This window comes from Plantibacter cousiniae (nom. nud.), from assembly GCF_977070315.1.
In genome coordinates this window covers 1-25,424 of record NZ_CDRVEU010000013.1, presented here as the reverse complement: position 1 = coordinate 25,424, position 25,424 = coordinate 1, and the positions used below count along the sequence as shown (strand labels likewise).

Sequence of the window (25,424 nt, the reverse complement as noted above, 5' to 3'; positions counted from 1 at the left end):
GGGCGCCGTAAAGGGAGCTGAAGACGCCTGACACGGGATAATACGCCAATATCCCGTGTTAATTAATTCAAAAAATGGCTAATTATTTCAAAACATATAGTATGTAATTACAGAGTACATACCACAGTATGAAATCGTAGGAGACAGCATGGCCCGTGGCGGTGTAAACAAGGCGTTAGTGCAGAAAGCGAGAGCATCCCTGCTGTCCCGAGGCGAAAACCCCAGCATCGACGCGGTACGTATCGAAATGGGCAATACCGGCTCGAAAACCACTATCCACCGCTATCTGAAGGAGCTTGAATCCACGCAAGCCCCAGCGCCGGATATCAATGAGGAATTGAGCGATCTGGTCGCGCATCTCGCCCAAAGGCTTCAGGAACAGGCGCAAGAGCGTATTGATCAGGCGCGCGATGAATATCAGGCCGAGCGCGACACCCTGCAGCGGCAACTTGCGGGCACTCAAGAGCAGATCAGCCAGCTGGAAAAACACGCACAGCAGCGTGAACAGGCGCTGGAACAGCAGGCCGCCGCCCTGCTCCACACGCAAGGCACACTGCAGGATGTGCAGACAGAACACGCCCGATTGCTTCAGGCCAATCAGGACATGGAGGCACGCCTGCGCGACAAGGACGGGCAGATCCATTCGCTTGAAGAAAAACACCAGCACGCCCGCGAGGCGCTGGAGCACTATCGCAACTCGATCAGGGAACAACGCGAGCAGGAGCAGCGACGCCACGAAACCCAGGTTCAGCAGCTGCAAATGGAACTGCGACAGGCACAGCAAGGCCTTGCCATGCACCAGGAAAACATCACACAGCTCAATCGAGATAACGAAAGGTTGCTGGCTGAAAATCGCAACACCCTGCGCGAACTGCACAGCCAGACCGACCAGCTGAAGCAGGCCAACACGCAGAATGCCGCCTTCGCCGAACAACAGCACCACACCCGCACCCAATGCGCGCTACTGGAAGAAAGATTACGCAGCGCGCAGGACGAAAACGCCGCACTTAAACAAGGCATGACCGATGCGCAGCAACAGAGCCGCATGCTGGAACTGCTGCTGACCAAGAAGGAAGCGGCACTGGAGAACCTGCAGACAAGGCTCGATCAGCCGGACAAACCCAAAGCCACCAGAAAGAAACCATCAGACAAAGCCTGATTAGCAAGCTTCAGGCCAGCGCTATCTCGCCGCATGGCAGATGCAAATCAACCCGGGTGCCCTGACCTTCGGCGCTTTCTATATGCACGTGTCCGCCGGCTTGCCGGGTAAAGCCGTAGACCATCGACAAACCCAGGCCGGTTCCCTGGCCTACCGGTTTGGTGGTGAAAAACGGATCGAACACCTGATCGATAACATCCCGAGCAATGCCACAGCCGTTATCTTCAACACTAAGCTGTACGTAGTCGCCAGGCAGCAGACCGTCTTTTTGCGTCTCCAGCGTTAACGCGCGGCTGCGCACGCACAGCCTCCCTCCGACAGGTACGGCATCGCGCGCGTTGATGACCAGATTCAACAAGGCATTTTCCAACTGATGCTCATCGGTGCGCACCGCGCTCAACCCCTCCTCCAGCTCGATCTCCAGGTGCGCATGAGCGCCGACCGTCCCCCGCAACAACTCTTCCATGGAGCGGACCATGCAATTGACATCCACCACGGTGACGTTAAGCGACTGCCGACGGGCAAATGTCAGCAGCCTGCGGGTCAGTGCAGCAGCACGGTTTGCAGAACTCGCTGCGGCATCCAGGTAGCGATCGACCTCACTGACACGCCCGGCAGCCACACGCAGCCTGATCATGTCCAGTGCGCCAATCACGCCGGAAAGTACATTGTTGAAGTCATGGGCGATACCACCAGTCAACTGACCGATAGCATCCATCTTCTGCGCATGGCGCAAGACCTCTTCAGCCATCGCCCGCTCGGCAATTTCAGCCTGCAACAGCTCATTTGCAGCTTCCAGCTCACGCGTGCGCTCGGCGACGCGCAACTCCAGACTTTCGTTGAGTTCGCGCAACGCCTCTTCTGCATTGACCTGAGCGGTGATGTCGGTGTGAGTACCCAGCCAGTGGGTAATGTGCCCCCTTGCGTCGCGCAACGGCAGCGCACGCGAAAGGAACCAGTTGAAAGCGCCGCCCTTGCCACATATCGGAAATATATCTTCCCAGATCGAGCCAGTGGAAAAGCAGTATTGCAGACGCGCCATCACGCGCTCGCGATGTTCGGGGTGCAGAACCGAGCGCCACCCCAGGGCAGTCATGGCCTCGAGCGAAGCACCGGTGTACGCATGCCAACGCTCGTTGTACCAATGGATTTGCCCGCGGGGGCTGGCAGTCCAGGCCAGTTGACTCATGTTGTCAGCCAATGCCCTGAACTGACGCTCGCTTTCACGCAAGGCATCAATGTGCTGCGCGACTTCGCGGTCCTGCTCGGCAGAATGCAATGGCATTCTGGCCGGTGGCTGCTCTCTATTCACGTCGGGATCCATCCTCTCAAAACCCTTACCCCGGAGTTCTTCCTGAACTCCGGGCGTTGCGTGACTTAACGTTTGACAGGCGTCCGCATGGTAACGAACTCTTCTGCCGCGGTCGGGTGTACCCCGATAGTATCGTCGAATACCTGCTTGGTCGCGCCAGCCTTGATGGCAATGGCCAGGCTCTGGACGATTTCGCCAGCATCCGGCCCGACCATATGGCAGCCCAGCACACGATCGGTTTTGGCATCGACGACCAGCTTCATCAATGTGCGCTCCTGATCATCGGTCAGGGTCAGCTTCATCGGCCTGAAACGACTCTCGAAAATCTGCACATCGTGACCGGCCTTGATTGCATCCTCTTCGGTCAGACCGACCGTACCGATGTTCGGCAGACTGAAAACCGCCGTCGGGATGTGATTGTAGTCTACCGGGCGATACTGCTCGGGCTTGAACAGTCGGCGCGCGACCGCCATGCCTTCAGCCAGAGCGACCGGTGTCAGTTGCACACCCCCGATGACATCGCCGATGGCCAGGATAGAAGGCTCGCTGCTCTGGTAATTGTCATCGACCTTGATATAGCCGTGCTCGTCCAGCTTGACGTCGACACTGTCCAGACCGAGGTTATCGAGCATTGGGCGGCGCCCTGTTGCGTAGAACACGCAATCGGTCTCGAGCGTGCCGCCACCCTTCATGGACAACAGCAGACTGCCGTCGGCCTGCTTGTCGATACGCTCGATATCGCTGTTGAAGCGAATCGTCATGTGGCGCTTGAGCAACTCTTCGTGAAGATGGGTGCGAACACCGCCATCAAAGCCACGCAAGAACAACTCGCGGCGATAGACCAGCGTGGTGTCGGCGCCGAGCCCGTTGAAAATCGAGGCGAACTCCACCGCGATGTAGCCGCCACCCACAACGACGACCCGCTTGGGTAGCGTTTTGAGATAGAACGCCTCGTTGGAGGTGATCGCGTGCTCGCGCCCTGGTACGTCAGGCACCTGGGGCCAGCCGCCGGTGGCAATCAGAATGCGCTCGGCACTGTAGGTCTGACCGTTGATTTCGACCTGCTGCGGGCCGGTCAATTTCGCATGCCCTTCAAGCAGCGTCACGCCGCTGTCGACCAGCAACTTGCGATAGATGCCATTAAGGCGGTTGATCTCACGATCCTTGTTGGCGATCAGCGTGGCCCAATCGAACTGGGCCTCACCCAGCGACCAGCCGAAGCCCTTGGCATGGTCGAAATCCTCGGAAAAATGCGCCCCGTACACCAATAGCTTTTTGGGTACGCATCCTACGTTGACACAGGTTCCGCCCAGATAGCGGCTCTCGGCCACAGCGACCTTTGCGCCGAACCCGGCAGCGAAACGCGCCGCCCTGACGCCGCCCGAGCCGGCGCCAATTACAAACAGATCAAAATCAAAGGCCATCGATATCTCCTTGGCAGAGGCACAGCATAGCCGCTTGGCGGCCAGTCAGAAATGACAAAGCCACCCGAAGGTGGCTTTGTCCCGGGCGTCATCAATCAGAAATCAATGCGCTTTGCCGGTTTTGTAGAAATGCTCGAAGCAGAAGTTGGTCGCCTGGATGTAGCCTTCCGCACCACCGCAGTCAAAACGCTCACCCTTGAACTTGTAAGCGAGTACGTTGCCTTCGGCAGCCTGCTTCATCAAGGCGTCGGTGATCTGAATCTCACCACCCTTGCCCGGCTCGGTCTGTTCGATTTTCTCGAAAATGTCCGGAGTCAGGATGTAGCGGCCGATGATCGCCAGGTTGGACGGCGCATCTTCAGGCTTAGGCTTTTCAACCATGTTGGTCACGCGGAACAGGCCCGGCTTGATCTCTTCACCCGCGATCACGCCGTACTTGTTGGTTTCCTGCGGATCGACTTCCTGAATGGCGATGATCGAGCAGCCATAATGCTTGTGCAGTTTGACCATCTGCGCCAGCACGCCGTCACCCTCAGGGTTGACGCACAGGTCGTCCGCGAGAACCACGGCGAAAGCTTCGTTGCCGATCAGTGGGCGACCGCTCAGGATGGCATGGCCCAAACCTTTCATTTCGGTCTGACGGGTGTACGAGAAGCTGCACTCGTCGATCAGCTTGCGAATACCAACGAGGTACTTTTCCTTGTCAGTGCCCTTGATCTGGTGCTCAAGCTCATAGCTGATGTCGAAGTGGTCTTCAAGAGCGCGCTTGCCACGACCGGTCACGATGGAAATTTCGGTCAGGCCTGCAGCGAGGGCTTCCTCAACACCGTATTGGATCAGTGGCTTGTTGACCACCGGCAGCATTTCCTTGGGCATGGCCTTGGTCGCTGGTAGGAAGCGAGTACCGTAACCGGCTGCTGGGAACAAGCATTTCTTGATCATAAAAGTCCTTGGTAAGGGCTGTTGGTGTTAACGGCGCAGTCTAATGATGAGGCAGGCACCTTACAATGCCCCGCCTTTGGCCGTCCGATGCCATGATAGAGGAATACTCGTACAGATAGTTCCGCACTTTCTGGATATTGCCTTTACATAAAAGCAGCTCAAGGCACCGTCAAACTGCCCTCAAGGCCTGCGCGGCCGGACCTCAACACCGTTTCTCGACGACTGCGGACTTTACGCCCGGCTTCGCCAACGGCAAGCGGCGACAAGTGGGAGGCAGGCAGTTTATGATGCAAAACATGGCGGAACGATGGCACCCGTTATCAGTCCAACGCTCGCATTTGTTAATTCCCTGGCCTTATCTCGAAGCGAAAAACATGATCAGAATTTTGTCCATTATTGCTGTGCTGGGCCTCACCGGCTGCGCAACCGCCTCCAATACCTACCTGAAAAACGGCAAACAGGGCTTGAGCATCGACTGCTCCGGCGAGGCGATGTCCTGGGCAAGCTGCTACGAAAAGGCGGATGCTTCCTGTGCAGGCACAGGTTATGAAATTGTCGGCACAGATGGCACCCCGCAACCTGCCGAAAGCGACAAGACGCTGGGCGTGGACGTTGGCAACTACAAAAGCCGCAGCGTGCTGGTGGTCTGCAAGTAATCAGGTCTGCCGCCCTGTCCACCGCGGACAGGGCCAGCTGACCCGGCCTGACTGATCAGCCTGAAATGCACGCTTCGGCAGCGTTCTGCACATCCCTGAAACGAATGGGCACGTTGGAAAGTCGTTCGTAGACCTTGATCGTACTACCGCCCGAGCGGCTTTCGATATCCACTACTGCCGCGGGTGACTTGCTGAGTTTCTGCGCGACGATGACCCGCAGGCCGTCATGCCGAGGCTCGATCAGAGGCGGCTTGCGACTGCTGCTGATCTTGCCAGCGAAGCAATCGGCGTATTCCTGAGGATTTTTGCCCGACATCACGTTCATGGTGGGGGGTGTATGCTCAATGTCGTTCACTGTGGCACAGCCAGTCATTGCCAGGGCCAGGACTACTACAGCAGCCAGTTTCATACAAAGCCTCCAAATAAAGGTCCTACGACAAGCCCCAGCGCAATTAAATCCCGGCTGAGGCATTTTTTCCCGGAAACACGGCAAATTAATGCTCACCGACGTCAAATTGCGGGCGTCGCATGCTATCGTTTTGATTTTTCAGAAAAACCCCCATTTCGGAGCCCGTCATGAAATTCGTACACCAGCGTGAGCATCTCAACGAGGACGACCTTGTCGTCATCGAGTGCTCTCAGACCTGCAATATTCGCCTGATGAACGATGCGAATTTTCGCAGCTTTAAAAATGGTGGTCGGCACACCTATCATGGCGGCGCGTTCGACAGATTTCCGGCCAAGATCGCCGCGCCAAGCACCGGTTTCTGGAACATCACCATCGATACTGCAGGCCGCAAGGCAGACACCAACGCCGGACGCAAACTGCCTTTCACTCACAAGATCAAGATCGTCCGGCGCTCGACCTCTCGCCTGGGATGATGCAAGGAGTCACTGTGAACAATCCAGCCCCGCGTACGACCAAATTCGCTGTCAGCTACAAGCTCAATGGCGAACGCCGCTTCGAATTCGCCCAATTGCAATCGGCGTCCACCGAGGAAGCCGAAGCCGCCTTGAAGAAAATGCACGGCGGGAGCGACGACCTTATTACCGACGTCAAGGTCAGCAAGGCTCTCTGATACTCACCGGAGCTCGATCCGATCATGCAACGCAAAGGTGACACTCCCGCCACGCTGGACCTGTTCGCAGACCAGACGGCCCAGCCTCGCAGCGATGAGCGGATCGGGCCTGGGTCGTGGCTGTTCAGAGGCTTTGCGCTGACCGGCATGCCGCAACTGTTGGCCGCCCTTGAGGAAACGCTGGGCCTTTCGCCGTTCCGGCACATGCAGACCCCCAGCGGTCTGAGCATGTCTGCAGCGCTGAGCAGTTGCGGAAAACTGGGCTGGATAACCGACCGTCATGGTTATCGATACACGGCAACCGACCCGCAAACAGGACAGGCCTGGCCGGCGATGCCGGACGCCTTCATGCACCTGGCGCAGGACGCCGCACTCGCAGCCGGCTATGCCGGGTTCGTGCCTGACGCCTGTCTGATCAACCGCTATATCCCGGGCGCCAGGATGTCCTTGCATCAGGACCGAAACGAACACGACCATCGCAGGCCAGTGGTGTCGGTATCACTGGGCATACCGGCCATCTTTCAGTTCGGCGGCCTGCTGCGCAGCGACAAGACTCAACGCATCTCCCTGTTTCATGGCGACGTGGTGGTCTGGGGCGGCGAGGACAGATTGCGCTTTCACGGCATTCTGCCCATCAAGCAGGCAGAACATCCTCAATTGGGTGAGCAACGGATCAACCTGACCTTTCGCAAGGCCGGCCGCGACAGCTGATCAGGCCTCTTCGAGCACGCCGGACGTCCGGGCCAGCGCCGGGCATACCGCCCGGTGCAGGTTAAGTGCTGTATTGATGATGCCGATGTGGCTGAACGCCTGCGGGAAATTGCCCAGCATGCGCCCGCCCTTCGGATCGTACTGTTCGGCCAGCAGACCAACGTCATTGCACAGACCCACCAACCGTTCGAACAGCCGCGCGGCATCATCAGCCCGGCCCAGCAAGACGTAGGCATCGGCCAGCCAGAACGAACAGACCAGAAACGTCCCTTCCCGACCGGCAACGCCATCGACACTGCGCTCGTTGTCATAGCGCAGCAGCAGACCATCCTGCATCAGCGTACGCTCGATCTGCGCGACAGTACCGATAACTCGCGGGTCTTCAGGCGCAAGAAAACCGGTCAGCACAATCTGCAGCAGACTGGCGTCCACTTCTGTCGAGCCATAGGTCTGTACGAAGCTGCCAAGCTCGGCATCGAAACCGTGGCGACAGACATCGGCATGGATTTCGTCCGCCACTTTCCGGTAGTGCACTGCCAGCGCACGATCCTCATCGCTTTCGGCAGCCTGGGCGATCTGCGTGGCGTTACGGTCAAAGGCCACCCAGGCCATGACTTTCGAGTGCGTGAAGTGCCGCGGCTCGGAACGTATCTCCCAGATGCCCGCATCCGGCAAGTGCCAGATCTTCTCCAGATACGGCATGACCACCTTGGAAATCGCCACGCTGCGCGGGTGCTGCGCCATACCGCCGCGCAGCGCCTGAATCATGGCGTCGGCCACTTCGCCGTAGACGTCCAACTGAACCTGCGTCGCCGCACCATTGCCGACGCGCACCGGCAGTGAGTTCTCATAGCCACCCAGCCAGGACAGCTCGTACTCCTGCAAACGCCGCTCGCCGCCTACGCCGTACATGATCTGGATCTGTTCCGGGTTACCGGCAACCGAGCGCAACAGCCAGTCCCGCCAGGCCTGAGCCTCCTCGAAATAACCCAGATTCATGAATGCCAGAAGGGTCATGGTGGCGTCGCGCAGCCAGCAATAGCGGTAATCCCAATTGCGCTCGCCACCCAACTGTTCGGGCAGTGAGGTGGTCACGGCGGCAACGATGCCGCCGGTGGGCGCGTAGGTCATGGCTTTCAGCGTAATCAGCGAGCGCTTTACCTGAGCCGTCCACGGCCCGACGTCAGGGCAGCGATCAGAAAACTCGCGCCAGTAGGCAGCGGTGCTTTCCAGAGCCCGGTCGGCATCGATCTGCTCGAGCAAGGGTGCAAAGGATGCCTGATAGGCCAGCGTGAAGACCTTGCGCTCGCCTTCATCGACGTGAAAACAGCTGGCGGTGTGATGATCCTGAGGATGCAGTGCCACAGGGCTGCGCAAAACCAGCATTTCCGGCCCGGCCACTGCCGTCAGCGTATGAGCATCCTTTCGCTCGACCCAGGGCACACTGCTACCGTAATCGAAACGGATGGCGAGGTCTACAGCGAACTCGACCCGACCGGACAGCCCGACCACCATGCGCACCACGTGGCCGGAGGTCTTCATGGGCATGAAATCGATCAGCATGGCGCGACCGTCACGGGTTTCGAAAACGGTTTCGAGAATCAGCGTGCCGTCTCGGTAACGGCGCTCGACGGCGATAACCTCGGCGGTCGGCGCGATCTTCCAGCGGCCATGCTCATCGCTCCCCAATAGAGCGGCGAAACAGGCCGTCGAGTCGAAGCGGGGGAAACACAACCAGTCCAGCGAACCATCACGGGCGACCAGCGCCGCCGTCTCGCAGTTGCCCAGCAATGCGTAGTCTTCGATCAGTGCAGCCATCCAGAAATGCCCGTCGTGATGATGATTCGTTAACGTGGGTAAACAGCTGATCAGGCGTTCAGGATGTAACGCTCGATGGCGTTGGCCACTCCGTCCTGCTCATTGCTATCAGTAACATGATCAGCCTGTCCCTTGACTGTCTGCTCGCCCTGCCCCATGGCAATCGACAAGCCTGCCTTGTGGAACATCGCCACGTCGTTACCGCCGTCGCCTATGGCCGCCGTACGCGACAGGTCGACGCCCAGATAGTCCGCCAGCGCGACCAGAGCAGAACCCTTGTTGGCCTCCAGCGCGGTGACATCCAGGTAGTATTTTTGCGAGCGAGCCGCCAGCGCGAGTCCTTCGATCTGCGGATTGAGCTGCGCCTCAAGGGTCTTGAGCAACTCGAAATCACCGCTGGCCGCGACGATCTTGTCGACGCGATCCAGATACGGCTCGAAACTCTCGACCTGAACATAGTCATAGCCCAGCGCATCGAGCTCATGATCGACGTAATCGGCGTCGGGATCGAGCAGCAGCCACTGATCATCGGCAAATACCCAGATGGCAACGTTCTGCCCGGCAAACAACTCCAGACAGATGCGAACGGCGCGCGGGTCAATGCGATGAGCCACCAACAGGCTGCCATCGGGATGAGTGATGGTGCCGCCATTGAATGCCACGGTGGGCAAATCCACACCCAGGGCATCGATCACCTGGCGCATGGCCCTGGGCGGGCGACTGCTGGCCAGCGTGAAGTGAACGCCGGCATCACGCAGGCGCTTGATGGCGTCGATATTGGCTTGGCTAAGGCTGTGATCACGGCGCAGTAACGTGCCGTCGATGTCGGACAACAGGAACTGTACGGGCAGTTCAGACATTCAATTCTCTCCATTCCCGACCATCACGACTCAGCAACTCTTCGCCCGCTTGCGGACCATCCTTGCCAGCTTCGTAAAGCTGCACTTGCGGCTGCGCGGCCCAGGCGTCGAGGAACGGCTGCACTGCACGCCAGCCGTTCTCGATGTTGTCGGCCCGCTGGAAGAGCGTCTGATCACCGGTCAGGCAGTCATAAATGAGGGTTTCGTACCCGGTGGAGGGCTGCATCTCGAAGAAATCCTTGTAGGCGAAGCCCAGCGCGATATCTTCCATTTTCAGTTCCGGGCCAGGACGCTTGGCAAACAGGTCGAACCACATGCCTTCGTTGGGCTGGATCTGGATCCGCAAGTAGTTGGGCTTGAGCCGGTCGACTTCGGTATCGCGGAACTGCGCGTACGGAGCAGGCTTGAAGCAGATGGCGATCTCAGTGCTGCGAGCGCTCATGCGCTTTCCGGTGCGCAGGTAGAAAGGCACGCCCACCCAGCGCCAGTTGTCGACCATGACCTTGAGCGCAACGTAGGTCTCGGTGTTGCTGTCCGGCTCCACGCGATCTTCCTGGCGATAACCGACGACCTGCTTGTCGCCCATCACGCCCTTCGCATACTGGCCACGCACCGAATTGGCCAGGGCTTCCTCCTGGCTCCAGGGCCGGATTGCACCGACCACCTTGGCCTTCTCGCCGCGAACGGCATCGGCACCGAAAGCGGCAGGCGGCTCCATCGCAACCATCGCCAGCAGCTGGAACAGGTGGTTGGGCACCATGTCGCGCAAGGCACCGGTGTGTTCGTAAAAGCTGCCGCGGGTTTCGACGCCTACGGTTTCCGCAGCCGTGATCTGGACATGGTCGATGTAGTGATTGTTCCAGAACGACTCGAACAGGCCATTGGAGAAACGGCTGACCAGAATGTTCTGCACCGTCTCCTTGCCCAGGTAATGGTCGATCCGGTAAATCTGCTTCTCGCTCATGACCTTGAGCAGGCAGCCATTGAGCTCGACCGCACTGGCCAGATCGGAGCCGAAGGGCTTTTCGATCACGACGCGACGAAACCCGTTTTCGGTTTCCTGCAGCAAACCTGACGAACCCAGCCGCTGGGCAACCTCACTGAAAAACCGCGGCGCAGTGGCCAGATAGAACACCGCATTCGCGGTGCCAGTGCTCTCGATCTTGCTGGCGATGTCCTGATAAGTGGAATCGTCGAGGAAGTCGCCCTGCACATAACTGATGCGCTCGGCCAGCTTGCTCCACAGCGCCGGGTCGAGGGGATCCTTGCCACCGCAAGCAACCTTGCCGGCGGCTTCATCCCGAATAAAGTTCTCGAGCTTTTTCGCAAAGTCGGCATCGCTGATCGCATTGTGATCGACGCCGACGATATGCAGCCCTTCATCCACCAGACCGTCGCGTGACAGGTTGTAAAGCGCCGGCATCAACAGGCGCTTGACCAGGTCTCCATGTGCACCGAACAGAAACAGGGTCGTGGGTGGGGCTACCTCGGTTTTTTGCTCGGCACTGCCACGCGACAGGCCCATTACTTGGGTTCCTTGTGGCCACCGAATCCAAAGCGCATGGCGGACAGCATCTTGTCCGCGTACGAACTTGTCTGGCGAGAACGGAAACGCGCAAACAGGGCGCTGGAAAGAACAGGAACCGGAACCGCCTGCTCGATGGCCGCCTCGATGGTCCAGCGACCTTCGCCGCTGTCGGCAACCGAACCGGAGAAAGCATCCAGGTGCGGGTCGGTAGCCAGGGCATCGGCAGTCAGGTCCAGCAGCCAGGACGACACCACACTGCCACGACGCCAGACTTCGGCAATGTCGGCCGTGTTGAGGTCGAAACGCTGTTCAGGCGGCAGGTGTTCGGAATTTTTCTGTTTGAGAAGATCGAAGCCTTCGGCGAAGGCCTGCATCATTCCGTACTCGATGCCGTTGTGGATCATCTTCACGAAATGCCCGGAACCCGCAGGGCCGGAGTGGATATAGCCACGTTCGGCACGGTCGTCGGTCGATTTGCGGTCACGAGTGCGCTCGATCGAGCCAAGGCCCGGAGCCAGTGTCGCGAACAGCGGATCGAGGCGCTCGACAACGGCGGCCTCGCCTCCGATCATCATGCAGTAGCCACGCTCAAGCCCCCAGACGCCACCTGACGTACCGACATCGACGTAATGCAGGCCCTTTTCAGTGAGCTCCTGAGCGCGCCGGATATCGTCCTTGTAGAAAGTATTACCGCCGTCGATGATCACGTCATCGGCGTCAAGCAACTCGCTGAGGGTCTGAATGGTGTCTTCGGTGGGCGCACCTGCCGGGAGCATTACCCAGACAGCACGGGGCTTGGCGAGCGTGCTGACCAGTTCCTTCAGATCTGCGACCGCAGTCGAACCGTCATTGGCCAGGGCGTTGCGCGATGCTTCATCACGGTCGTACACCACAGTCGTGTGACCATTCAGCATCAGACGGCGTGCAATGTTGCCGCCCATGCGGCCCAGTCCAATAATCCCAAGTTGCATGAAGGTGCTCCTTAAATCGTAAAAAGGTGCCTCGCTTGCCGTCCAGCGCATCGACAGGTTACGAGCATGCTGATTAGTCAAGCGAGGCGGAACGTCGGTTCCCTTGCGAGAAGATGAAGACGCGAGCGCCCTCCTGTGGTGCATTTTGTCGCGATTAAGAGACATTCGCGACAATTAAAAATAAAAAAGTTCCAAAATCATGCAAAAGAAATCAAAATCGGTGCCGATAGAGAGGGTAAGCAGCGGCGGTCAGGGATTGAAAGTCATTGCCACGGGCCTCTCTGAGGTTGAATCCGCCATTTGCGAGGTGAGCAATGGGCACTGTACTACCAGCACTTGCACCACAAACCCTGTATGTCACTATCCGTCGTGACGAACTGCGCACATTAAAAGAAGAGCGCGAGCAGTTGCAGAAAAAAGTGGCTCATTTGAGCTCGATGCTGCAGCAATCGCAGTTATCCGCCCCCGTCAAGATGCTTCAGGCCTGACCGTAACTGTATCATCCTTCAAAACGTCTCAGGGCAAGCCCGATAACTCGGCTTGCCCACCTGACCTGCCCTCCTGTCGATCCCCGCAACCAGCTCCACTCTCCGGGCAGCGCATGTCTACACCAGCGCCATCAGGAAAAGAACCCTGGCGAATCGGCTCTCTATAGGGTTTTTTGCCAGAACATCGCGCTCCCCATTTCAGGGCTCAACTGATAGTTGTCAAAACCAAGCTTTCTGTAAGCCCCCTGCGCAATCTCGTTGCCTTCCAGTACCTCTAGCGTCAGCTTGCAGCAGCCACGCTGGCGTGCAATCTCCTCGACCTTGAGCAGCATTTTCTGGCTGATACCGAGGCCTCGATATTGCGAGATCACTGCGACGTCATGAATATTGACCAACGGACGACAGGCAAAGGTTGAAAACCCCTCGAAGCAGTTGACCAGCCCCACCGGCTCTCCCGAGATAAACGCCAGCACACTGAACGCGTACGGACGCTTCGCGAGTTCGATTGCCAATTGCTGGCGGGTGTCGTTCGACAGAGGCCGCCCCGTCCCCAAGGCATCCATTGAATACTCATTCAAAACGAACCCGATTGCATCCGCGTGCACAGGATTGGTGTAACTCGCTTGCAGTACCAGTACCTCGGGGGCTTCCATTTCCATCCTCGTCAATTCAATCAGAGTGATTCAGTTAAATCAGTCATAGGGTAAATGCCTCAGGCCAACGTCAAGGTCGGGGCTTGTGGCCCGATTCTATCCTGCCCTGCTTCAAAATGTTCCGGCGCAGATGTAAGGATTTTCTCGTCGTGCCCGCAGATTGACCGCTACACGCACCCGGAAAAGGCGCTACGCACCGTTGCTGCTCATTACGACCTGACAGCATTGGGATTTAGTGATGAAAACCAAACGCCTGGACGGGATTGTCCAACGATCCGACGACCGGTAATGAGCCCTACGGACGCCGAAAACAGCGGTAAAAAAGCGCAGCGACCGCCCGGCTGCTACCTGCAGCGTGCCATCACGTGCGGCGTCGAAGCCTGTTCCAGACATTCGCAAATAAAAAAGTCGAAACTTCTCCAAAACGGCCGGGTCAGCTGATTAGAGCATCTATGCTATTGGCTGACATCCGGTAATGGCGACATCACACCGCTTTGTCACTATGCATGGTCCAAACGGGTATCGATCTTGCGTAGTGCACGTATGTGTACCCGGCCATAGGAAATGGCCAATAAAAATCAAGTGATGCACCAAGACTGTTTTAAGGGGAAAATTGATGATTAGCGCCGCTGTGAAAACCCAGAAGGGAGAGAGTTTTAACCAGCCTGTCGGCGAGCTGACTCATCTGCCGGTGTTCTCTACCAAGAGCGTTCCTGTGCTGCAACTGCCAACGTCGACTGTTCAGCCTCAGCCGACCATGTCTCAAGTCAACAGACGCAAAGTGTTGTTCGTGACCTCCGAGCTGGCCGATCTGGTGAAAACCGGTGGCCTGGGCGATGTGTCTGCCGCACTGCCGCGAGCCATGCGCCACCTGCACGACGTGCGAGTGCTGATTCCAGGTTATCCGCAGGTCATCAACAGCGGTAATCCGATCCATATCATCAGCCAGCTGGGCGGGCATGCAGCGCTGCCGCCTTGCAAGGTGGGTCGCATGGACATGAAAGATGGCCTGGTGATCTACGTGCTGATCTGCCCGGAGCTTTACGAGCGCGAAGGCACCCCTTATGCCGACAGCACCGGTCGTGACTGGTCCGATAACCATATTCGCTTCGCCCGTCTGGGCCTGGCAGCTGCCGAGTTCGCCGCTGGCGAAGTCAAGAGCCAGTGGTGCCCCGAGCTGGTTCATGCCCACGACTGGCCAGCCGGTCTGGCGCCTGCTTACATCCGCTGGCGCGGGCAGTCCACGCCAAGCATCTTCACTATTCACAACCTCGCCTATCAAGGGACCGTGAGTACGACGTCAAGCCGTGAGCTGGGCATTCCGGACTCCGCCATTACCCCTGAAGGCATGGAGTTTTACGGCCAGCTGTCTTTCATCAAGGCTGGAATGGCCTTTGCCAGCCACATCACGACCGTCAGCGCCACCTACGCTCGGGAAATCACTACTCCGGAGTTTGGTTGCGGCCTGGAAGGCTTCCTGCAAAGCAAGGCCAACAAGGGTCAGCTTAGCGGTATCCCCAACGGTATCGACGAAAGTTGGGATGCGGCCACCGACGAACACCTGATCTGCCACTTTGCGCCCAACGAATGGATGCGCAAGGAAATCAACGCTGACTACGTTCGTGAGCTGTTCGAACTGGACGCCTCGACCGGGCCGCTGTACGCAGTGGTGTCACGCCTTGTGTATCAGAAAGGTCTGGACCTGACGATCGGCGTCGCCGAACACATCGTCAACAATGGCGGGCAGATCGCAATCATCGGCCGCGGTGAACCCGAGGAAGAAGAGGCCATGCGTGAACTGGCGGCACGCTTCCCTGGGCGTATCGGCGTGCGCATAGGCTTCAACGAAACCGACGCGCGACGCATGTTCGCCGGCAGCGATTTCCTGCTGATGCCGTCCCGCTATGAGCCTTGCGGGCTGAGCCAGATGTACGCGCAACGCTTCGGCTCTCTGCCTGTCGCACGCAATACCGGTGGCCTGGCCGATACGATTGAAGATGGTGTCACTGGTTTCCTCTTCAACGAATCGACAGTCGAAAGCTACACCAAGGCCCTGGATCGTACTTTTCAGGTCTTTGCTCATCCCGAACTGCTTAACGCCATGCGCTGCCGTGCAATGGCGGCTCCCTTCAACTGGCATCAGGCGGTAGAGCCCTACGCAGATCTCTATCGCGATCTGTTGAAGAAAAACGTGAGTATTTCCAGCAACTACTAGGTTAAGGATTTAATGGATGCCCCTGCGTACAGACGATAACTGGCGCCACGGCGCCGTTTTGTTGGACCCTGAACACACCCGGTTTGCCCTCTGGGCACCGGATGCCTCCTTCGTAAATGTCGAACTGCAGGATGGCCAGTCATTGGCCATGCTGCCTCAGTCCGACGGCTGGTTCGTCCTTGAGGCCCGCTGCAAGGCGGGTACTCGCTACCGCTTCAGGATCGACCATGAACTGGACGTTCCTGACCCCGCCTCCCGCGCACAGCTCGATGACGTTCACTCTGAAAGCCTTGTAGTCGACCCTGACGCTTATTCATGGCAAAACACTGCATGGAACGGACGTCCGTGGCATGAAGCGGTGATCTATGAACTGCACGTGGGCGCCATGGGCGGCTACGCTGGCGTGGAAAAGCACCTGCCGCGACTCGCCAAACTGGGTGTTACTGCGATCGAACTGATGCCGCTTGCGCAGTTCCCCGGTGATCGCAACTGGGGCTACGATGGCGTTCTTCATTATGCTCCGCAATCCTCCTACGGCACGCCTGAACAGCTCAAGCAACTGATCGACACCGCTCACGGTCTTGGCCTGATGGTGATTCTGGACGTGGTGTACAACCACTTCGGCCCGGACGGCAACTACCTGGGCAGTTACGCCAAGGAGTTTTTCCGCAGCGACCTGCACACCCCATGGGGCGATGCGATCGACTTCAGGCGCCCGCAGGTGCGCGACTTTTTCGTCGATAACGCCCTGATGTGGCTGCTCGAGTATCGCTTCGACGGCCTGCGCATGGACGCCGTGCACGCCATTCGCGACAAGACCTTCCTGCCGGAGTTTGCGGAGCGGGTTCGCGGGCGCATTGAACCGGGCAGGCACGTGTGGCTGAACCTTGAGAACGAGTTCAACCAGGCCAGTCTTCTGGAAAAAGGCTTCGATGCACAATGGGACGACGACGGGCACAACACCCTCCACGTGCTGTTGACCGGTGAAACCGACGCCTACTATTCCGACTTTGCCAAAGAGCCGACGCAGAAGCTTGCGCGCCTGCTCAGCGAGGGGTTTGTCTACCAAGGCGAACCGACGCGTCATGGGCACACGCGAGGCGAGCCCAGCGCGCATCTGCCGCCGTCGGCCTTTGTGCTGTTTCTGCAGAACCACGATCAGATCGGCAACCGCGCACTCGGTGAACGCCTCCCGCAGCTCTGCGCGCCTGCTGCATTGAAGGCCGCCACCGCCCTGCTGCTGCTTTCACCGATGATCCCGTTGATGTTCATGGGCGATGAATGGGCGGCCAGCGAACCGTTTCTGTTCTTCACCAGCCACCACGGCGAACTGGCCGATGCGGTACGTGAAGGACGTCGCAAGGAGTTCGCTGATTTCGCCGCGTTTGCCGACCCGGAAAAGCGCGAGCACATCCCTGATCCCAATGACATCAAGACGTTCGAAGCGTCGCGCCCGGCGTTTTCCGCGGTCGATCTCGACACCGACATAGGCCTTGATCATCGCAGCTGGCTGGAGTTCTACACGCAGTTGCTGGCCTTGCGGCACAAGGAAATCATGCCGCGCCTGCAGGGTGCACGCTTCCTGAAGACCGATATTCTTGGTGACAAAGCGGTCAGTGCGCGCTGGACGCTGGGTGATGGCAGCGAACTGCGCATTGATCTCAATCTCAGCGAGCACGCGGTCGACGCACCGCCGCAAACGGGTGCCCGCGAGATATTCTCCAGTGCCGAAAAATCGTCCGAACTTTCCCCACGCGGCATCCTCAATGCTTACACGGCCATTGTCAGCCTGAAAGCAAGCGATGTTCTGGAGGAACAGGATGAACAATGAGCAATTGGAGAGGCTTGCAACCGAGGCAGGATTGTCGGTTCACTGGGTCGATGCCAACGCTCGACCGCAGACCGTCAGCCCTGATGTGCTGCGCAAGGTATTGGAGGCGCTGGGCTATCCGGCTGAAAACGGCGAGGCTATCGATGCCAGCCTGCTGCGCCTGCAAAAGGCCAGTCACGGCACCACTGCCCCGCCACTGCTGACGGTCGATGTGGAAAGCAACCTGGACCTGTCGCAATGGTTTGCTCCACAAACGCCGTTTACGCTTCACCTCGAAGACGGCTCTTCACTGGATGCCAGACTGACCTCCAGTGCAGAGCTTCCGGCACTTGCCCCGCCTGGCTACCAACAGCTGGAAATTGCCGGCCAGCACCTGACCATCGCGGTCGCACCGAAAACCTGCTTCAGCATGGCAATGGCGACCGACACCTCGAAGCCGCACGGCTGGGGACTGACCGCTCAGCTCTACAGCTTGCGCCGTGAAGGTGATGGCGGTTTTGGTGACACCGAGGCACTGGAGAAGGTCTTGCGCTCTGCCGGGGAACGAGGTGCCGACGCGTTGGGCATCAGCCCGATCCACGCCATGTTCGCCAACGACCCTCACCGTTACAGCCCTTATTCACCTTCCAGCAGGCTGTTTCTCAACAGCCTGTATGCGTCGCCGGGTGCGATTCTCGGCGAAAGTGCGTGGCGTCAGGCAATCGAAGACGCGCGTGTCGGCGACGAGATGAAGCGTCTTGAAACACAGACGCTGATCGACTGGCCAGCTGCGGCCAACGCCAAATGGAAAGCGCTTCACGCGCTTTATGAGGGCTTCAGTGCGGGTGATCACCCACTGCACGAAGACTTCAACAGCTTCCGCCACAGCGGTGGTGAAGCGCTGGAAAATCACTGCCGCTTCGAAGCGCTGTGTGCCGAGTCCGAAACACTGAACATCGGTAACAACTGGCATGAATGGCCGGAACAGTTCAAGGACCCTCGCGGTGAAGCCGTCGCAGAATTTGCCAAAAGCCATAGCGAGCAAATCAGCTTTCATGCGTTCGCCCAATGGCTCATAGCCCGTGGTCTGGAGCGCGCGCAGGTGGCAGCACGCAGCAGCGGCATGCGCGTCGGCCTGATTGCCGATCTGGCCGTGGGTGCCGATGGCGCCGGAAGCCAGGCCTGGAGCCGCCAGGACGAGCTGCTGTCAGCCCTGACCGTCGGCGCACCACCCGACATTCTCAACCGTGCTGGCCAAAGCTGGGGGATTTCCGCGTTTTCACCGGACGGCCTCAAGCGCAACGGTTTTCGTGCGTTCATCGAGATGCTGCGGGCCAACTTCGCCCATGCCGGCGGCTTGCGTATCGACCATGTCATGGGCTTGCAGCGCCTATGGGTCATCCCGCAGGGGGCGCCTCCGAGTGAAGGCGCGTACCTTAATTTCCCGCTGGACGACATGCTTCGCCTGCTGAGTCTGGAATCCTGGCGGCACAAGGCGATCGTGCTGGGTGAAGACCTCGGTACGGTACCTGAGGGCCTGAGCGAAAAACTCAGTGCCAGGGCGATTCTTGGCATGCGCGTACTGCTGTTCGAACAAAACAACGGTCAGTTCAAGCCGATTCTCGACTGGTCGGATCAAGCGCTGGCGACCACCAGTACCCACGACCTGCCTACCCTCGCAGGCTGGCTCAGCGAGCTGGATATCGAATGGAATGCCCGCCTCGGCCACATTGACGAGCAGCATGAATCGCAGTGGCGCGAAGAGCGCACACGGGAATATGAAAGCCTGCGGCGTGCCTTGAGCCAAAACATCGACAGTATGCCCTCCGGTACTGAAGACCCGGCCCAGATCATCGACGCGAGCATCAGCTACCTTGGCCATACACGTGCGCCATTGGTCTTGCTGCCGATAGAAGACGCCCTGGGTGTCGAAGAGCAGGCCAACCTGCCCGGCACCATTGACAGTCACCCCAACTGGCGCAGACGTCTTCCCGGCGATGCGGCCTCTCTGCTTGATAACCCGAATGCTGCTCGACGACTGGAATTGCTTTCCCGATCCCGGCTGCAGGCTACGGAGCGTGATCAATGACCCGTCCATTACAGCCTTTGCGCGCCACCCAGCGCCTGCAATTCCACAAGGATTTTACCCTCGACGACGCTGTGCCACTGGTGCCCTACTTCGCCAGCCTGGGTATCAGCCACGTCTACGCGTCACCGCTGCTCAAAGCCCGTGCCGGCTCGATGCACGGCTACGATGTCGTTGATCCCACGGTCATCAACCCGGAACTGGGCGGCGAGCCTGCCCTGCTGCGCCTGGTCGAGACCCTTCGCGAGCACGGCATGGGGCTGATTCTCGACATCGTGTCCAATCATATGGCGGTCGGCGGTGCCGACAACCCATGGTGGCTGGACCTGCTCGAATGGGGCCGTCGCAGCCCATATGCAGAGTTCTTCGACATCCAGTGGAATTCGCCGGACCCGCTGCTGGAAGGCCAGCTGTTGCTGCCATTCCTGAGCAGCGATTACGGCACGGTATTGCAGGCCGGTGAAATTCCGCTGCGCTTCGATGCCGAGCATGGCTCGTTTTACATCGAGCACTATCAGCATCACTTTCCGATCTGCCCACTGACTTACGACTCATTGTTGCAGGCCGTGGATCACCCGCAACTCAAGGAAATGGCCCAGCGTTTCACCGCTCTGGCGCAGTTCCCGCAAGCTTATGAGCGCGCGCGCCAGGCCAGGACCGAGTTGGCCGAACTGGCCAAGGACCCGCAGGTACTCAAGGGTATTGAGCAGATTCTCGCGCATTTCGATTCGAGCAAGCCGGAAGGCTTCCAGCGCCTGCACCGGTTGCTGGAGCGTCAGCACTACCGTCTGGCCAGCTGGCGCACCGCTGGCGATGACATCAACTGGCGGCGTTTCTTCGACATCAACGAGCTGGGCGGCCTGCGTGTCGAGCGGCCACAGGTGTTCGAGGCGACCCATGGCAAGATATTCCAGCTGATTGCCGACGGCCTGGTCGACGGGCTGCGTATCGACCACATCGATGGTCTGGCGGACCCGCGCGGCTACGGTCGCAAGCTGCACCGCCGGGTTAAGAGCTTGCTCAAGCTGCGTCCCGAGCATGCGCAGATCGATCATCTGCCGATCTTCGTCGAGAAAATTCTCGGCCCCGACGAGCCGCTGCGTGAAGACTGGAGCGTTGACGGCACGACGGGTTACGAGTTCATGAATCAGGTGTCATTGCTGCAACACGACCCCAAGGGCGAAGAGCCTCTGGGTGAGCTGTGGAGCCGCCTGACCGAGCGTACCGCCGACTTCGATCAGGAAGTGCTGGTGGCCCGGGATCTGGTCCTGCACGGCACACTGGCGGGCGATTTCGAGAACGTTGCCCAATCGTTGTTGCAGGTTGCTCGCAGCGACCTGATGAGTCGCGACCTGACCCTGGGTGCAATTCGCCGTGCCCTGCTCGCGCTGATCGTCAATTTCCCGATTTATCGTACCTACATCTCGGTATGCGGTCGTTCGGCGCAGGACGACAAGTATTTCCAGCAGGCAATGGAAGGCGCGCGTGCGACGCTGAACGAAGGCGACTGGCCAGTGCTGGATTACCTGGCACGCTGGCTCGGTGGCGAACCGTGGCGAAAACTGCCACGCGGCCCGCTGCGCAAGCTCTACAAGAATGCCTGCGTACGCTTCCAGCAACTGACCTCCCCGGTTGCCGCCAAGTCGGTCGAAGACACGTCGTTCTACCGCTCTGCCGTGCTGCTCTCGCGCAACGATGTGGGTTTTCATCCGCAGCACTTCAGTGCGCCGGTAGATGACTTCCATCAGGTCTGCCTGCAGCGTCTGGAGAAGTTTCCGGACAACCTGCTGACCACTGCAACACACGATCACAAGCGCGGTGAAGATACGCGTACACGTCTTGCCGTCCTGAGTGAGTGCGCCCCGTGGTACGCCGAACAGGTTGAGCGCTGGAGACAGCTGGCAATGCCGCTCAAGGGTGACGAGCCGACCATCAGTGCCGGCGACGAGCTGATGCTTTACCAAGCCTTGCTGGGCAGCTGGCCGCTGAGCCTGGAGGGTGAGGAAGCTCACCAGGAATACGCGAAACGCATGGTCCAGTGGCAAGAGAAAGCCCTGCGCGAAGCCAAGCTGCAAAGTAGCTGGAGTGCACCGAATCAGCCCTACGAAACCGCTTGCCGCGAATTTCTGGAGCGTTTGCTGCTGGCACCGGAAGCCTTGGCGTTGCGTCAATCCCTCAGTGCGACAGCCAACCGTATTGCCACCGCAGGCGCGCTCAACAGCCTGGCGCAAACCTTGCTACGCTTGAGCGTACCCGGTGTTCCCGATTTGTATCAGGGCACCGAGTTCTGGGATTTCAGCCTGGTGGACCCGGACAACCGTCGCCCGGTTGACTACGCTGCACGGAAACAGGCCCTGGCCGAAGACGCAAGCGTTGCCGAGCTGCTGACTGACTGGAAGGACGGACGCATCAAGCAGGCTCTGATCGCGAAGGTCTTGAACCTGCGCGCCGAACATCCGGTATTGTTCAGCGAGGGCAGTTATCAACCTCTGGAAATAAAGGGCAGTCACGCCGAGCAGGTGATGGCCTTTGCCCGGGAGACGCAAGGAGTGCGCGCTATCATCGTAGTACCACGCACATGCAGTGAACTATTGGGTACTGCGCAAACTCCATTGATTAATGCTGCCAATTGGGGCGACACGCGGATCATATTGCCGTTTGCCGACTCCGGTTCTGACTGGAAGGGACTCTTTTCTGACGTTGTCGTGACGAGTGATCGGGAAGTACCGCTCAGTGCAGCGCTTGAAAGATTTTCCGTCAATCTGCTTATTCAAACTATGTAATAGCTGGGAGTCTCAAGATGAGTGCCGACGAAAAAAGAATTCGCGACTTTGCTTACCAAATCTGGGAATCGGAGGGCAAACCCTCCGGTCACGACGAGCGCCACTGGGAAATGGCGCGCAAGCTGGCCGAAGCCGAAGCGCTGGCGCCGAACAAGTCCAGCGTACGCAAATCGACCAAGCCCAAGCTGCCTGAGGTAGACAGCGCCAAGGCGCCGGCTAAAGGCGCAGCCAAGCCCGCAGCGAAATCGGCGCCTGCGCCAAAGCCTGCCGGTGAAACCAAGCCCAAGCCTGCTCCCAAGGCGGCCGCCAAACCTGCACCCAAGGCCAAGCCCGCTGCAGCCGCTGCAACCGACGCCCCTGCCAAAGAGGCTCCTGCCAAGCCTGCTCCGAAGAAGCCGCGCAAGCCGTCGAATTCTTGAAACTCTTCTGGCCGCGCACCGGTCAGTTATTGCAGGTCTCGCTCTGACCAGAGATGAGGCCTGCTACACCCCCTTAGATTATCGTCAGTATCGGAGCCTGCGGCTTCGATAGCGGTCTTGGCCGCTCAGAAAATCATTCGACGTCAGGAAGTCATCATGAATATGAAGTCCACTACACCGGCAGAAGATAATTCGGCCCCGCTAGACAACCCTGGCAGTACCCCGTCTCGCATTCGTGAAGGACTTCCCTTTCCTCTCGGTGCAAGCTGGGATGGCCTGGGCGTCAACTTCGCCCTGTTCTCGGCCAACGCCACCAAGGTAGAACTGTGCCTGTTCGACTCCACCGGCGAAATCGAACTGGAACGCATCGAACTTCCGGAATACACCGACGAGATTTACCACGGCTATCTGCCGGACGCGCACCCGGGCCTGATCTACGGTTACCGCGTGTACGGTCCGTACGATCCGAAGAATGGTCATCGTTTCAACCATAACAAGCTGCTGATCGACCCGTACGCCAAGCAACTGGTTGGCGAACTGAAGTGGTCGGAAGCGCTGTTCGGTTACACCATCGGCCATCCTGACGGCGACCTGAGCTTCGACGAACGCGACAGCGCCCCTTTCGTACCGAAAAGCAAAGTGATCGACGAGGCCTACACCTGGGGCCGTGATCAGCGCGTTGGTACGCCTTGGGACAAAACGATTTTCTACGAAACCCACGTACGCGGCATCACCATGCGTCACCCTGAGGTGGCCGAAGAGCTGCGCGGCACGTTTGCCGGTCTGGGATCAGCACCGGTCGTCGAGCACATTCGCAAGCTGGGTGTGACCTCCGTCGAGCTGCTGCCGATCCATGCCTTCGTCAACGATCAGCATTTGCTGCAGAAAGGCATGACCAACTACTGGGGATACAACAGCATCGCGTTTTTCGCCCCGGACCCGCGTTATCTCGCGAGCGGCAAGATTGCCGAGTTCAAGGAGATGGTTGCGCACCTGCATCACGCGGGCCTCGAGGTCATCCTCGATGTGGTCTACAACCACACCGCCGAAGGCAACGAGATGGGTCCTACCCTGTCGATGCGCGGTATCGACAACGCCTCGTACTACCGGCTGATGCCTGACGACAAGCGCTATTACATCAACGACTCGGGCACCGGCAACACCCTCGACCTGAGCCACCCTTGCGTATTGCAAATGGTCACCGACTCCCTGCGTTACTGGGCTTCGGAAATGCACGTCGACGGTTTCCGCTTCGACCTGGCGACCATTCTGGGCCGCTACCACGACGGTTTCGACGAGCGCCACAGCTTCCTGGTCGCCTGCCGTCAGGACCCGGTGCTGCGTCAGGTCAAACTGGTCGCCGAGCCTTGGGATTGCGGTCCGGGCGGTTACCAGGTGGGCGGTTTCCCGCCAGGCTGGATGGAATGGAACGACAAGTTCCGCGACACCGTTCGTGCCTTCTGGAAAGGTGACGAAGGCCAACTGGCAGATTTCGCTGCGCGCATGACCGCCTCCGGCAACATGTTCAATCAGCGTGGCCGTCGTCCGCAGGCGTCCGTGAACTTCATCACCGCGCACGATGGTTTCACGCTGCATGACCTGGTGTCATATAACGACAAGCACAACGAAGCCAACGACGAAAACAACCAGGACGGCAGCAACAACAACCTGTCCTGGAACCATGGCGTCGAAGGTCCGACCGAAGATGCGGAAATCAACAGCCTGCGTCTGCGTCAGATGCGCAACTTCTTCGCCACCCTGCTGCTGGCACAAGGCACGCCGATGATCGTTGCGGGCGATGAATTCGCGCGTACCCAGCACGGCAACAACAATGCCTACTGCCAGGACAGCGAGATTGGCTGGATCAACTGGGATCTGGACGAAGATGGCGAAGCGCTGCTCAAGTTCGTCACCCGCGTGATCAAGCTGCGTCAGACCTACCCGATCCTGCGTCGCAGCCGCTTCCTGGTAGGCGACTACAACGAGGAAATCGGCGTCAAGGACGTGACCTGGCTCGCTCCGGATGGCAACGAGATGAGCGTCGAGCAGTGGCACGATGCCAATGGCCGGTGCCTGGGCATGCTGATGGATGGTCGTGCACAGGAAACCGGTATCCGTCGCGCGGGTGCCGACGCGACGCTGCTGCTGGTGGTCAACGCGCATCATGACGGTGTCAACTTCACCCTGCCGGAAGTGCCTGAAGGTACCCATTACGAGTGCCTGATCGACACCAATCAGGATGATGCCCGCAATAAGGAGCACTTTGCGTTCGGTTCGGAATACACCGTGACGCCGCGTTCGCTGTTGCTGTTCGAACTGAAGCGTGAAGACCAGCAATGATCGATGCCTTGAGTGAGTTTCTCGACTGGCGCAAGCACGGTTATGCCGATACGCGTGCGCTGGGCGAGTGCTTGCAGGCATTGGTCAACGAAGGTCTGGATCAGCTTCCCCTACCTGCCCGCGGTCAGACACTTGAGCGCTGGCGGGCGCGGGGGGGGGGGGGCGGGCCC

At 58.9% G+C, this 25,424-nt stretch carries 21 protein-coding genes; 12 read left to right on the top strand and 9 right to left on the bottom strand.

The window, feature by feature from the left end; genetic code table 11:
• The first annotated feature begins 148 nt into the window (after positions 1-148).
• A complete protein-coding gene (locus ACW55A_RS22275; protein WP_498811162.1) occupies positions 149-1,159 on the top strand; it encodes a DNA-binding protein in 1,011 nt (336 codons plus the stop codon).
• A 10-nt stretch (positions 1,160-1,169) separates the two neighbouring features.
• Here the strand turns inward: ACW55A_RS22275 and ACW55A_RS22270 are convergent, their stop codons facing one another.
• The 3 genes from ACW55A_RS22270 to galU form a co-directional block, all read right to left on the bottom strand.
• Positions 1,170-2,471, bottom strand: a complete 1,302-nt coding sequence (locus ACW55A_RS22270) for a hybrid sensor histidine kinase/response regulator (protein ID WP_498811161.1) — start codon at positions 2,469-2,471, stop codon at positions 1,170-1,172.
• 65 nt (positions 2,472-2,536) lie between these two features.
• Positions 2,537-3,895 carry a glutathione-disulfide reductase gene (gorA, locus tag ACW55A_RS22265; RefSeq protein ID WP_003364454.1) on the bottom strand — a complete coding sequence of 453 codons (1,359 nt, stop codon included), beginning with the start codon at positions 3,893-3,895 and terminating at the stop codon, positions 2,537-2,539.
• A 102-nt stretch (positions 3,896-3,997) separates the two neighbouring features.
• Positions 3,998-4,837: a UTP--glucose-1-phosphate uridylyltransferase GalU gene (gene galU, locus ACW55A_RS22260; RefSeq protein ID WP_003364457.1), complete on the bottom strand. Its 840-nt coding sequence runs from the start codon at positions 4,835-4,837 to the stop codon at positions 3,998-4,000.
• A gap of 284 nt (positions 4,838-5,121) precedes the next feature.
• Here galU and ACW55A_RS22255 point away from each other — a divergent pair, with 284 nt between their 5' ends.
• A complete protein-coding gene (locus ACW55A_RS22255; RefSeq protein ID WP_498811160.1) occupies positions 5,122-5,493 on the top strand; it encodes a hypothetical protein in 372 nt (123 codons plus the stop codon).
• Between the two features lie 55 nt (positions 5,494-5,548).
• Here ACW55A_RS22255 and ACW55A_RS22250 read toward each other — a convergent pair whose 3' ends face one another.
• Entirely contained in the window at positions 5,549-5,902 is a 354-nt protein-coding gene (locus tag ACW55A_RS22250; protein WP_003411257.1) for a hypothetical protein, read from the bottom strand.
• 167 nt (positions 5,903-6,069) lie between these two features.
• Here ACW55A_RS22250 and ACW55A_RS22245 point away from each other — a divergent pair, with 167 nt between their 5' ends.
• From ACW55A_RS22245 to alkB, 3 genes are read left to right on the top strand one after another with little or no spacing between them, the layout of a single operon-like run.
• The gene (locus tag ACW55A_RS22245; RefSeq protein WP_003364463.1) at positions 6,070-6,375 is read left to right on the top strand and encodes a DUF1883 domain-containing protein; all 306 of its coding nucleotides are present in this window, start codon (positions 6,070-6,072) and stop codon (positions 6,373-6,375) included.
• 14 nt (positions 6,376-6,389) lie between these two features.
• On the top strand, positions 6,390-6,572 hold the full coding sequence (locus ACW55A_RS22240) for a hypothetical protein (RefSeq protein ID WP_455808985.1): 183 nt from the start codon (positions 6,390-6,392) through the stop codon (positions 6,570-6,572).
• 24 nt (positions 6,573-6,596) lie between these two features.
• A complete protein-coding gene (alkB, locus tag ACW55A_RS22235; protein WP_498811159.1) occupies positions 6,597-7,283 on the top strand; it encodes a DNA oxidative demethylase AlkB in 687 nt (228 codons plus the stop codon).
• Here the strand turns inward: alkB and ACW55A_RS22230 are convergent, their stop codons facing one another.
• The 4 genes from ACW55A_RS22230 to gnd are packed head-to-tail and all read right to left on the bottom strand — an operon-like array spanning position 7,284 to position 12,511.
• Positions 7,284-9,101, bottom strand: a complete 1,818-nt coding sequence (locus ACW55A_RS22230; RefSeq protein WP_455808983.1) for a glycoside hydrolase family 15 protein — start codon at positions 9,099-9,101, stop codon at positions 7,284-7,286.
• A 50-nt stretch (positions 9,102-9,151) separates the two neighbouring features.
• The gene (locus ACW55A_RS22225; protein WP_498811158.1) at positions 9,152-9,961 is read right to left on the bottom strand and encodes an HAD family hydrolase; all 810 of its coding nucleotides are present in this window, start codon (positions 9,959-9,961) and stop codon (positions 9,152-9,154) included.
• Positions 9,954-11,486, bottom strand: a complete 1,533-nt coding sequence (gene zwf / locus ACW55A_RS22220; protein WP_498811157.1) for a glucose-6-phosphate dehydrogenase — start codon at positions 11,484-11,486, stop codon at positions 9,954-9,956. The genes ACW55A_RS22225 and zwf overlap by 8 nt, the downstream gene beginning before the upstream one ends.
• Positions 11,486-12,511 carry a phosphogluconate dehydrogenase (NAD(+)-dependent, decarboxylating) gene (gnd, locus tag ACW55A_RS22215; protein WP_072366055.1) on the bottom strand — a complete coding sequence of 342 codons (1,026 nt, stop codon included), beginning with the start codon at positions 12,509-12,511 and terminating at the stop codon, positions 11,486-11,488. The genes zwf and gnd overlap by 1 nt, the downstream gene beginning before the upstream one ends.
• 263 nt (positions 12,512-12,774) lie before the next feature.
• On the opposite strand from gnd, the gene ACW55A_RS22210 reads away from it, so the two are divergent.
• The gene (locus ACW55A_RS22210; RefSeq protein WP_003364475.1) at positions 12,775-12,948 is read left to right on the top strand and encodes a DUF6026 family protein; all 174 of its coding nucleotides are present in this window, start codon (positions 12,775-12,777) and stop codon (positions 12,946-12,948) included.
• A gap of 161 nt (positions 12,949-13,109) precedes the next feature.
• Here ACW55A_RS22210 and ACW55A_RS22205 read toward each other — a convergent pair whose 3' ends face one another.
• The gene (locus ACW55A_RS22205) at positions 13,110-13,601 is read right to left on the bottom strand and encodes a GNAT family N-acetyltransferase (protein WP_455808979.1); all 492 of its coding nucleotides are present in this window, start codon (positions 13,599-13,601) and stop codon (positions 13,110-13,112) included.
• A 616-nt stretch (positions 13,602-14,217) separates the two neighbouring features.
• On the opposite strand from ACW55A_RS22205, the gene glgA reads away from it, so the two are divergent.
• From glgA to glgX, 6 genes are all read left to right on the top strand, one after another.
• Positions 14,218-15,816, top strand: coding sequence for a glycogen synthase GlgA (gene glgA / locus ACW55A_RS22200; protein ID WP_498811156.1), 1,599 nt, complete (start codon positions 14,218-14,220; stop codon positions 15,814-15,816).
• A 16-nt stretch (positions 15,817-15,832) separates the two neighbouring features.
• The gene (gene treZ / locus ACW55A_RS22195; protein ID WP_004413771.1) at positions 15,833-17,647 is read left to right on the top strand and encodes a malto-oligosyltrehalose trehalohydrolase; all 1,815 of its coding nucleotides are present in this window, start codon (positions 15,833-15,835) and stop codon (positions 17,645-17,647) included.
• Positions 17,637-19,715, top strand: a complete 2,079-nt coding sequence (gene malQ, locus ACW55A_RS22190; RefSeq protein ID WP_046719303.1) for a 4-alpha-glucanotransferase — start codon at positions 17,637-17,639, stop codon at positions 19,713-19,715. Before treZ ends, malQ begins: the two co-directional genes overlap by 11 nt.
• The gene (locus ACW55A_RS22185) at positions 19,712-22,495 is read left to right on the top strand and encodes a malto-oligosyltrehalose synthase (RefSeq protein ID WP_248670656.1); all 2,784 of its coding nucleotides are present in this window, start codon (positions 19,712-19,714) and stop codon (positions 22,493-22,495) included. Before malQ ends, ACW55A_RS22185 begins: the two co-directional genes overlap by 4 nt.
• 17 nt (positions 22,496-22,512) lie before the next feature.
• Complete coding sequence (locus ACW55A_RS22180) at positions 22,513-22,914, top strand: DUF2934 domain-containing protein (protein WP_455808977.1); 402 nt, start codon at positions 22,513-22,515, stop codon at positions 22,912-22,914.
• Between the two features lie 156 nt (positions 22,915-23,070).
• The gene (glgX, locus tag ACW55A_RS22175) at positions 23,071-25,254 is read left to right on the top strand and encodes a glycogen debranching protein GlgX (RefSeq protein WP_498811155.1); all 2,184 of its coding nucleotides are present in this window, start codon (positions 23,071-23,073) and stop codon (positions 25,252-25,254) included.
• Positions 25,255-25,424: the final 170 nt, after the last annotated feature.

Coding starts and splice junctions, on each gene's coding strand:
- ACW55A_RS22275 (WP_498811162.1), top strand. CDS start 149: ATGGCCCGTGGCGGTGTAAACAAGGCGTTAGTGCAGAAAGCGAGAGCA.
- gorA (WP_003364454.1), bottom strand. CDS start 3,895: ATGGCCTTTGATTTTGATCTGTTTGTAATTGGCGCCGGCTCGGGCGGC.
- galU (WP_003364457.1), bottom strand. CDS start 4,837: ATGATCAAGAAATGCTTGTTCCCAGCAGCCGGTTACGGTACTCGCTTC.
- ACW55A_RS22255 (WP_498811160.1), top strand. CDS start 5,122: ATGATGCAAAACATGGCGGAACGATGGCACCCGTTATCAGTCCAACGC.
- ACW55A_RS22250 (WP_003411257.1), bottom strand. CDS start 5,902: ATGAAACTGGCTGCTGTAGTAGTCCTGGCCCTGGCAATGACTGGCTGT.
- ACW55A_RS22245 (WP_003364463.1), top strand. CDS start 6,070: ATGAAATTCGTACACCAGCGTGAGCATCTCAACGAGGACGACCTTGTC.
- alkB (WP_498811159.1), top strand. CDS start 6,597: ATGCAACGCAAAGGTGACACTCCCGCCACGCTGGACCTGTTCGCAGAC.
- ACW55A_RS22230 (WP_455808983.1), bottom strand. CDS start 9,101: ATGGCTGCACTGATCGAAGACTACGCATTGCTGGGCAACTGCGAGACG.
- ACW55A_RS22225 (WP_498811158.1), bottom strand. CDS start 9,961: ATGTCTGAACTGCCCGTACAGTTCCTGTTGTCCGACATCGACGGCACG.
- zwf (WP_498811157.1), bottom strand. CDS start 11,486: ATGGGCCTGTCGCGTGGCAGTGCCGAGCAAAAAACCGAGGTAGCCCCA.
- gnd (WP_072366055.1), bottom strand. CDS start 12,511: ATGCGCTGGACGGCAAGCGAGGCACCTTTTTACGATTTAAGGAGCACC.
- ACW55A_RS22210 (WP_003364475.1), top strand. CDS start 12,775: ATGGGCACTGTACTACCAGCACTTGCACCACAAACCCTGTATGTCACT.
- ACW55A_RS22205 (WP_455808979.1), bottom strand. CDS start 13,601: ATGGAAGCCCCCGAGGTACTGGTACTGCAAGCGAGTTACACCAATCCT.
- glgA (WP_498811156.1), top strand. CDS start 14,218: ATGATTAGCGCCGCTGTGAAAACCCAGAAGGGAGAGAGTTTTAACCAG.
- treZ (WP_004413771.1), top strand. CDS start 15,833: ATGCCCCTGCGTACAGACGATAACTGGCGCCACGGCGCCGTTTTGTTG.
- malQ (WP_046719303.1), top strand. CDS start 17,637: ATGAACAATGAGCAATTGGAGAGGCTTGCAACCGAGGCAGGATTGTCG.
- ACW55A_RS22185 (WP_248670656.1), top strand. CDS start 19,712: ATGACCCGTCCATTACAGCCTTTGCGCGCCACCCAGCGCCTGCAATTC.
- ACW55A_RS22180 (WP_455808977.1), top strand. CDS start 22,513: ATGAGTGCCGACGAAAAAAGAATTCGCGACTTTGCTTACCAAATCTGG.
- glgX (WP_498811155.1), top strand. CDS start 23,071: ATGAATATGAAGTCCACTACACCGGCAGAAGATAATTCGGCCCCGCTA.